3 protein-coding genes are annotated in these 9532 nt (G+C 61.7%); all 3 read right to left on the minus strand.

Annotated features, from left to right (window positions below):
• Positions 1 to 142: 142 nt before the first annotated feature.
• The 3 genes from recD to recC are packed head-to-tail and all read right to left on the minus strand — an operon-like array spanning position 143 to position 9329.
• Positions 143 to 2209 carry an exodeoxyribonuclease V subunit alpha gene (recD, locus tag ACP7C6_RS28770; protein ID WP_426109557.1) on the minus strand — a complete coding sequence of 689 codons (2067 nt, stop codon included), beginning with the start codon at positions 2207 to 2209 and terminating at the stop codon, positions 143 to 145.
• Positions 2206 to 5880 carry an exodeoxyribonuclease V subunit beta gene (gene recB / locus ACP7C6_RS28775; protein ID WP_426109558.1) on the minus strand — a complete coding sequence of 1225 codons (3675 nt, stop codon included), beginning with the start codon at positions 5878 to 5880 and terminating at the stop codon, positions 2206 to 2208. Before recB ends, recD begins: the two co-directional genes overlap by 4 nt.
• Entirely contained in the window at positions 5877 to 9329 is a 3453-nt protein-coding gene (recC, locus tag ACP7C6_RS28780) for an exodeoxyribonuclease V subunit gamma (RefSeq protein WP_426109559.1), read from the minus strand. Before recC ends, recB begins: the two co-directional genes overlap by 4 nt.
• Between the last annotated feature and the right edge of the window lie 203 nt (positions 9330 to 9532).

The raw sequence follows: 9532 nt of genomic DNA on the forward strand, positions 1-9532 counted from the left end.
CGATTCTCTCAGGTGTTTTTTAGATGATGCCGCAACGATAGCACAGCGGCGGAAAACCCCGCGAAGAGTAGGTCTTCGCAGGGGGCGCTATTTTTCCAGAAAAATCAGGCGACTGAACCAGAAATCTGACATGACCTAGCAGTCAGTTATTTTCGGATTCGTGACCCAACTCCAGCATCAACCCACTCAAACGCTTGACCTTGCGCCTGACGGCTTCTTCAAACACGCCGCCACGGGGCTCGATCAGGCTGAACCAGCGCTTGGCCCTTGTGATGCCGGTGTAGATCAGCTCCTTGGTCAGCACCGGGTTCAACGCATCCGGCAGGATCAGCGCGGTATGGGTGAATTCCGAGCCCTGGGATTTATGCACGGTCATGGCGTACACGGTTTCTACATCGTTCAGACGGCTGGGCAGCACAAATCGCACACCGCCCTGACCGTCATTGCGTGGGAAGGCCACGCGCAGCATCTGGGGGCCGCCGTCGCTTTCGGGCAGTTTCAGCGCGATGCCGATGTCACCGTTCATCAGGCCCAGGCCGTAATCGTTACGGGTCATCAGCACCGGGCGGCCTTCGTACCATTGCTCGTCGCCTTCGATCAACCGCACCTTGCGCAGGGCGGCGGTGATGCGCAGGTTCAGGCCTTCCACGCCCCAGGGGCCTTTGCGTACCGCGCAGAGCAGTTGGAAAGCGTCGAAGGCTTGCAGCAGTTGTTGCGCCCAGTGGGTCCAGGCTTGGCTTTCACGGGGCGTATCCGGCGACGGACGGGCGCTTTGCAACAGGTTGAGGTAATAGCGATAGCCCTCGGCACCCTCACCCTGCCCGTCCAGCACCAAGCGTTCCAGGGCGTGATCATGTTCGCCCTTGAGGCTGACGCAAAACAGATCAGCGTGACTCCGCGCGGCCAGCAGTTTGCGGGCTTCCTCTGCGTTTTGCTGGTTGACCCAACGCGCCAGTTGGCCGATGCCGCTGCCTTCGCCGAAACGTCGCGAGTAACGCAGCATCACCACCTGCTGGGCCAAGGGATGGCTGGCGTCGAGGTCTTCCTGCAGGCCGCTGGCGCTGAGGTCTTCACCGCTGACGGCTTGCAGCCATTGGCGGGTCTCGGCGCTGTAGAAACCGGCTTCGGCGTCGCGACACAAGTCACCGAGGACGGCGCCCGCCTCCACCGATGCGAGTTGGTCCTTGTCGCCCAGCAGTACCAGGCGCGCATGGGGTGGTAAGGCGTCGAGCAGGTTAGCCATCATTTCCAGGTCGATCATCGAGGCTTCGTCCACCACCAGCACATCCAGGGGCAGCGGATTGCCGAGGTGATGACGAAAATGTCGCGTGCCTGGGCGACTACCCAGCAAGCGGTGAACGGTGGTGACCTGGGTCGGGATTTTTTCCTTCACGCTGTCCGGCACTTTCAGTGACAGCACTTGTTGGCTGATGGACTCGGTGAGGCGTGCGGCGGCCTTACCGGTGGGCGCGGCCAGGCGAATGCGCAATGGACTGCCGGACTCCACAGCCGGCGCCTGCAACAGCGCGAGCAAGCGCACCACGGTGGTGGTTTTGCCAGTGCCAGGGCCGCCGGTGACGATGCTGAATGCGCCGCGTGTAGCCAGGGCGCAGGCGAGCTTTTGCCAGTCGATCACGCCGTCAGGCGGCGGTTGATCGAAGAGGCTGTTGAGGCGCTGCGGCAAATCGACGGCCACGTTTTCCTGAGTGGCAAGACGCAGGCGCAAGGCGCTGTCGATGCGCCGTTCGTAAGTCCAATAGCGGCGCAGGTACAGGCGCTTGCCGGACAGGACCAAAGGCCGACTCTGCGCGGATTCGCTGCCATCGACCGCCAGCGCGACCAGATGACTGGCGGCCAGTGCATGGCACCAGTGGGCGCCGTCCAGGCCTTCCAGTAACTGCGACGGCAGCAACATGGCGCCGGTTTGCAGGTCGCCTTCAGGCGGCAACGACAGCGCAAAGTCCGGCGCCTTGAGGGTTTCGAACAGGTCGAGGCAGACGTGACCATGGCCCAGTTGATGGCTGGTCAGCGCGGCAGCCAGCAGCACCAACGGGTCGGCCTGTGGATCGAGTTCGTGCAGGAAGCCGACGAAGGCTTTGTCTAGAGCACGCAACCAGCCACGGTCGACCCAACGCTCCAGCAATTGCACCAGGTCGGCGGCGCGGCTGAGGGGCGTCAGCTCCTCCAGCGGTAACGGCGACAGGCTCATAACAACACTCCTTGTTCCCAGGCAGGCTCAACCTTGGGCGGGATGGGCTTGCCCTGGAACAGCAGGTCCAGGCCTTCGATCAGTTCCCGCGGCGGTCGGGTGAAATACGCACCCTGGCTCGCGGACTGCGTGCCCCGTAGGAAAATGTACAGCGCACCGCCGACATGGCGGTCGTAGTCGTAGTCCGGCAGGCGCGCCTTGAGTTGGCGGTGCAGGGCCAGCAGGTAAAGCACGTATTGCAGGTCGTACCGATGATCGAGGATCGACTGTTCCATGGCATCCAAGGTGTAGGCCGAATCGTCGGGGCCAAGCCAGTTGGATTTGTAGTCGGCCACGTAATAGCGGCCGTCATGTTCGAAGGTCAAATCGATGAAGCCCTTGAACATGCCGTTGAGCAGCACAGGCTCGGCGGCGACGCGGGAAACGCCGTTGTGGGTGTATTGGCACACCAGCTTGTCGAGGGCGAGTACGTCGACCTTGTGGCTGGCAAACCAGAACTCCATCTCGATCTGGTACTGCTGCAAAGCGCTGAGGGAGACGTGGCCGTTGTCCACAGGCAGTGGCGTTTGCAGCAGGTGGCCGAGCCAACTGCTGAGGGTGATGATCCAACCTTCCCAGTTGCGCCGGTTGCAGCGGGCACCCACGGCCTTTTCGATGGCCTCGGGCGTAACGCTGAAACCCTCCTCCCCAGCCCATTCCAGCAGGCCGTGCAGGAAGGTCCCTGGGTTAGGGCCACGAGGGAAACGATGAATATCGCCGCCGGATGCCGCCACTTCGCGGGGTGCGTCGGGGTCGAGGCGTTCGTCATCGAACAGTTTCTGGGCCTGCGGGCTTTCCGGTGCTTCGAGCGTGGCAGCGCTCATGCTGTCGCCAATGCGCAAGGCGCTGTAGGAGGCTATCCACCAGTTTTCTGCAGCCTTGCGCTTGGGCAGCAAGGGCGCTCGCAGTGTGGCTTCGTTGCGCGGAGGGTGGAAAAGGATGTCTTGCGCTTCGGGCACCTGGACGTAGTTGATTGCGGTGCAACCTTCTTGAAGGTCCAGGAGCCAGCGCGCCAAGCCGGCGGATTCACCCAACGAGGCGCCTGCACCGAGCAAATAGCCCAGCGCCGACAGGTGCAGCACGGAGCTGTTGCTGTTGCCGCGTCTGAGGTCGGCGATTCCGAGCCAGCACGCATGCTTGGCACGGGTCAGGGCTACGTAGAACAGGCGCAGGTCTTCGGCCAGGCGCTCATTGTCGGCTTGGACGATCAGCTCAGGCGTAGGGCGCAGGCTGACTTGAGATTTGCCGTTTTCATCGTGGTAGTGCAGCGGTAAGCGGCTGCCATCCACGGGTTTGGCTGAGCAGATGAAGGGCAGGAAAACCAGGTCGTATTCCAGGCCTTTGGATTTGTGGATAGTCACGACCTTGACCAGTTGCTCATCACTTTCCAGGCGCAGGATTTGTTCTTCACCCGCCTGCCCCGAGAGCGCCAGATGCTCGGCCAGATGGCGGATCAGCGCCTGTTCGCCATCCAGTTCAGAGGCAGCCTGTTGCAGCAGTTCGCTGAGGTGCAGCAGGTTAGTCAGCACACGCTCACCGTCACTGCGCGCGATCAGGGTTTGCGGCAGTTTGAAGTCGTGTAGCAGACGACGCAGCATCGGCAACACGCCTTGGGTACGCCAGATCGCACGGTAGCCACGGAACTGCATGACTCGGCTTTCCCACGCCAGTTCATCCCGGTTCAGACGCTCCAGCTCCGGCAGTGACAGGTTCAGGGTGACGCAGGCCAGTGCGGCGCGCAGCGGGCGCTCGACATCCGGCTCGGCGCAAGCCTTGAGCCAGGCCAGCAGGTCGTGGGCTTCCTGGGCGGCGAAGACCGAGTCCTTGTCGGACAGATAGACGCTGCGCACGCCACGGCCGGCCAACTCGGCGCGCACGGCCTGGGCCTCTTTGCCGTCGCGCACGAGGATGGCGATGTCTGACGGGCGCACGCCGTTGAAGCTGCCGTCCGGTTGTAGGAAGCCTGCGCTGCCTTGCTGCCCGCCGTTGAGCAATTCAACGATGTGCGTGGCACAGGCCGCCGCAAGCTGCTGACGATACAGCACGTTGGAAACCGGCTGGTCAGTAGGCAAGTGCCAGAGGTTCAAGGCTGGCAGCGTTTGGCCATTTACCTGCAATTGTTCTTTACGTCCTTGGGACAGTACCGAGTGGAACGGCACCGGGTTTTCACCATTGGGCTCGCGGAACAGGAACGCGCCGCGACCGGTTTCCGCACGCTGGAACACGTGGTTCACCGCGTCGACCATCGCGTGGCTGGAGCGGAAGTTGGTGCCCAAGGTGTGGTGACGACCGGTGGTGGACTGACGGGCGCGCAGGTAAGTGTAGATATCGGCGCCGCGGAAGGCGTAGATCGCTTGCTTGGGGTCGCCGATCAGGAACAGGCCACTGTCGAGGTGGTTTTCTTCGATGCGATAGATGCTGTCGAAGATGGCGTATTGCACCGGGTCGGTGTCCTGGAACTCGTCGATCAAGGCCACCGGAAATTGCTCGCGAATCACGCTGGCCAGGCGTTCGCCGCCGTCAGCGTGCAGCGCGGCGTTGAGGCGGATGAGCATGTCGTCGAAGCCCATTTCGGCGCGACGGCGTTTTTCTTCTTCAAAGCGTTTGCCGACCCAGCCGGCCGCGTGTTGCAACACGGCGGCGTCGGGGGTTGGCAGCGCATCAAGCGCCGCCTTGAGGCCGGCCATGGCGTCGATACCGGGATGCTGCGGTGGCTCACCTTTCCAGGCTTCGGCCATGCCGTCGGGTGTCAGGCGCGTGAAACCGGTGCCGATGTCGAGTTGTTCGAGGGTTTCGTCAGCAGCCCAGGCGCTGATCTTTTCGAACCAGGGCTCGAAGTAGCGCGCCTGCATCTTGCGCCCGTCGACGGCTTTGGCGGCTACGGCTTGCAGGCAGATGTCGCGCAGCTCGGCGGCCCATTGTTGCCAAGGCATCTTGAGGGTTGTCAGCGCTTCTCGACGCTCGTGCAGGCAGGCCGTGATCAGTTCTGCGGGCTCGCGGGTTTCATCCGTCGGCCGTTCGCTGCCGAACAAAGCGCGCACTCGCGGCATCAACGCGGCGGGGCCACTCCAGTTGTTGCGCACCCAATTGAGCGCATCGTCGTGCATCGGGTAGCAGAACAGTCGCCAGTAATCGCGCAATACTTCGCCGAGCAAGTCGCTGTGATCGGTTTCCAGGGTCTGGGTGAACAGGCTGCCACTGTCGAAGGCATGTTCGCGCAGCATGCGCTGGCACCAACTGTGGATGGTCGAGACGGCGGCTTCATCCATCCATTGGGCGGCAATGTCCAGGCGATTGGCGCAGGCGGGCCATTGTTCGGCTAGGTAATCGGCGCGCAGATCGGCGATCAGGGCGTCTGGCTGTTCAATCTCTTCACGAAAAAACCGCGCGGCTTCGGCCAGGCGGATGCGGATGCGTTCGCGCAGTTCTTTGGTGGCGGCATCGGTGAAAGTCACTACCAGGATTTGCGGTGGCAGCAGTTCGCGGCCAAAGCCTGATTCATCGCCTCCATGGCCGAGGACCAGGCGCAGGTAGAGGGCGGAGATGGTGAAGGTCTTGCCGGTGCCAGCGCTGGCTTCAATCAGCTGGCTGCCTTTGAGCGGGAAGGCCAGGGCCAAGGGTTTGCTGGTCATGCGCCGGCCTCCTCGCCAGTGAGTGATCGCCATGGGGCGTTGAGCAGCGGGCGATACAGGGTTTCGCACCAACCTTCGAATTCTTCGCTGGCAATCAGCGTGGCGTAGTCGGGGAATTGCCGGGTAAGCGCCGGAGTTTCGCGGCGCTCACCATCGGTGGTCAGGCCATCGCCTTCGTAAGCTTTGCTGGCGGCCGCCCGGGCCTTGGCAGGATCGGTTTGGCTAAGCCAAGCGAAAGCGGTTTTGACGGCGACGGGCAGCGGCTGGCTCATCCCGGTATGCCAGGCCAGCAATAGGTTACCGAGTAGTTCCTGGGCATTGGTTTTATCCAGCGGCGGCAGCAACAGGGTGTCATCGCTGGCCACCAAGCCGGTGCTCAATGGCAGACCGCAGGCGCAGGCAACCACATGATTGACCCAGGGGCGAATCAGGCGATGCCACTTGCGGGTCTTGATCGAGCCTATGCTGTTAGGGATGGTGGTGACGCTGAGCAACCCGCCATCGCTGCGTCGATGCAGACCACTGATCCAGCCTTCCAACTGAACGCCATTATGCTCAAAAATGACCGGTTCGGCACCGGTGTGCGGGGTGGGCCAGAGGGCGAGTAATTGCTGATAGCGTCGCAACAGATCGGGTAACGGTTCGATCAGTTCGTTGCGTAGGCATTCGCCGAAACCGACCATCGGCAACAGGCCACTCCCCTGCAGGCGCAGGGCCTGGGCGTTCAGTGCCTGGTCGAGATGATCAGGCTGGGTGAGTGCGGCGCTCAGTAGGCTGTCGCTCAGGCTGTAGCGTTGCAGGGCATCGAGGACGAAGGGTTCTTCGTCGGCCAGTGGTACTTCGGCGGCTTCGAAGAACACTTTCAGGCGTTGGCTGAAGAAATGTTTGACCGGGTTGCGCAGGAAGTCTTGAAGCTGACCGAGGCTCAGGGGTTCGTCCTGTTGATGCGAGCTGAGTTCCTCTTCTTTTTGCATGGCATCCGGCGTTTCGTGCAGTAATTGCCACTCACGGGCGTAGCTGAACAGCGCGTCGCCCTCATGGAAGTAGCGGGCGCTGAAAGGTTGCAGTGGGTGCTCTTGCGTCATGGCTTCGATAAGCGATGCGTTGCTGTTGGCGTGGTGCCAGCCGCTGGCGAGATGGTCGCGTAGTTGGCCTATCAATACCGAGGCCGGGCGGTCGCTGTTGTCGCGGATGCTACGACCTACCCAACTGATGTACAGCTGGTCGCGGGCTGAAAGCAGCGCTTCGAGCAGCAGGTAGCGGTCGTCCTCGCGGCGCGAACGGTCGCCGGGGCGGTAGTCGCTGCCCATCAAGTCGAAGTCCAGCGGGGGGTGCGCGCGCGGGTAATCGCCATCGTTCATGCCGAGCAGGCAAACGAGCTTGAATGGGATCGCTCGCATAGGCATCAAAGTACAGAAATTGACAGCCCCGGCGAGGAAACGTTGGGACAGGCGACCTTGATCCAGACCCGCGAGCCAGGCTTCGCGGACTACGGTGAGAGGTAACTCGTCCTGCAGGCCGACAGATTCGCAGGTTTCCAGCCAGGTTTCCCTGAGTTGTTCAAGTTGGCCCAGCAGGTAGTCATCGTGTTCGCTGCTGGGTAGGAAGAACAGTTGCATCAGGCGTTGCAGACGACCGCCCCACTCCGTCGGAGAAGCCGGTAGCGACAATGCTTGATGCGCGTCGTTAAGTGCGTCGAGCAAAGCGACCAGAGGACCAATGAGCGCTGCGTCGAGGCCACCGATTTCATCGTAGGGCTCGATACCCTCACACGCTGCGCCGGTGCCTACGGCGTAACCGAGCAACATGCGCCGCAGGCCGAAACGCCAGCTGTTTTGTTCCAACTCCTTTGGCAGGCCCAGGCCGGCACGTTGTTCGGCGTTGAGCCCCCAGCGGATGCCGGCACCTTCTATCCAGCGATGCAGCGTAGGCAGGTCGCGCTCCTTGATGGCGAAGCGTTCGCGCAGGGCCGGAACGTCGAGCAGGTCGAGGATCTCGCTGACGGGGAAGCGGCTGTCGGGCAGTTTCAGCAGGTGTTCGACGGCGATAAGCAGCGGGTCGCGGCCGCGTTGGCCTTGGTCGGTCAGGGTGAACGGGATGAAGCGTGGGTCATTGCGTTCGAGTTGGCCAAACACGGCGCGAATGTGCGGCGCGTAGCTGTCGACATCCGGAACCATGACGATGACATCTCGCGGACGCAGCGAGGGGTCGGCACTGAAGCGTTGGAGCAGTTGGTCGTGGAGGATTTCCACTTCGCGCTGGGCGCTGTGGGCAATGTGGAAGCGGATTGAGGTATCGTGATCCAGATCAACGGCAGGCCATAGCTCGCGGGTTTCGTTGAGTGGACGCAGTTCCAGGATGTCGTCCTGGAGCTGATTGAGCAGTGTGGTGGGCTCACTGTCGCTGAACAGGTCAATGCGACCATCGCGGAATGCAGCGCGATAGCTGTTGGGGTCGTCGTAGCTGTCCAGCAGGCTGATGTAGTCACGGCCTTGCTTGCCCCAGGCGGCCAGTAGCGGGTGGGCGTGCTGGTGCAGGGTTTGTGGGTCGATGGTGACCGGCATGCCGGCTTTACGCGCTTGGCGTTTATATTCGTTACGCAGCAGGTCTTTGTCGGCGACGATGTCAGACCAATGGTGACGGCAGGGGTTGTGCACGCAGAGCAGGACTTGGCTGAATCGCGCGAGGCCGGCGAGGGCCTCAAGGGCCTGGGCGGGCAACGAGGAGATGCCAAAAACTATGACTCGGGATGGCAGGCCCTCGGGTGCTGTTTCCATTGTATTGATGCGCTCGATAAAGCGTTGGTGAACGCCGGCGCGGCTTTCGGCCATGCCTTCTTCACCGACATCCAGCAACAGTGCGCGCCATAGTTCGGCTTGCCAGCAGTTGGCTGGGTTGAGCGGTTTTGATTCGCCTCGACCGTTGCGCAGTTGGTGGCGGCCGGCAGCCCAGTCTTCGAGCCAATCGGCGCGGTAGACCTGATATTGGTCGAACAAGTCAGCCAGGCGCTCGGCGAGTTGGTAGCGTTTGCGCAAATCGGTGTCGTGGGTGAGAAAACGCTGCAGCGGTTCGAAGTGCGGCTGATCGATAAGCTCCGGGAGCAGTCGCATAAGGCGCCAGGTCAGCGGGGCTTTGTCGAGCAGGGACTTGGGCGGAATTTCATCTTTGCCCAAGACCATACGATAGAGCTGCCACATGAAGCTGCCAGGCAGTTGAACATCGATTGCTGCGGCTATTCCGCAGCCGCCCATGTCGTCTTCTTCCGGATCTTCAGCCAGGGCCAGCTTGAGCCATTGGGCGATGCCGTTGCTTTGTACCAGGGCAATTTCGTTTTCCAGGGGCGCCAGGGGATAGCGGCGCATCCAACTGACCACCAGGCTGCGCAGTTCGTCCAAGCGGTTGCCGTGAACCACCATGAATCCAGGGCTGAGGGACGTCGCATCCGGCATAACGGCTTCCTTGGGAAAAGCAAAAATCGAGGGTGCGACTTTAGCACTGTGGGCAGTTGTTGGAGGAATTGGGATGTTAGCTGTCTTTTCGACCGCCCAAAACAAAACCCCATCTGCTTTCGCAAATGGGGTTTCGGAATTTAATCTTGACGATGACCTACTCTCACATGGGGAAACCCCACACTACCATCGGCGATGCATCG

The sequence above is a fragment of the Pseudomonas sp. TWR1-1-4 genome (assembly GCF_049897165.1).
In the GTDB taxonomy this organism is placed as follows: domain Bacteria; phylum Pseudomonadota; class Gammaproteobacteria; order Pseudomonadales; family Pseudomonadaceae; genus Aquipseudomonas; species Aquipseudomonas canadensis.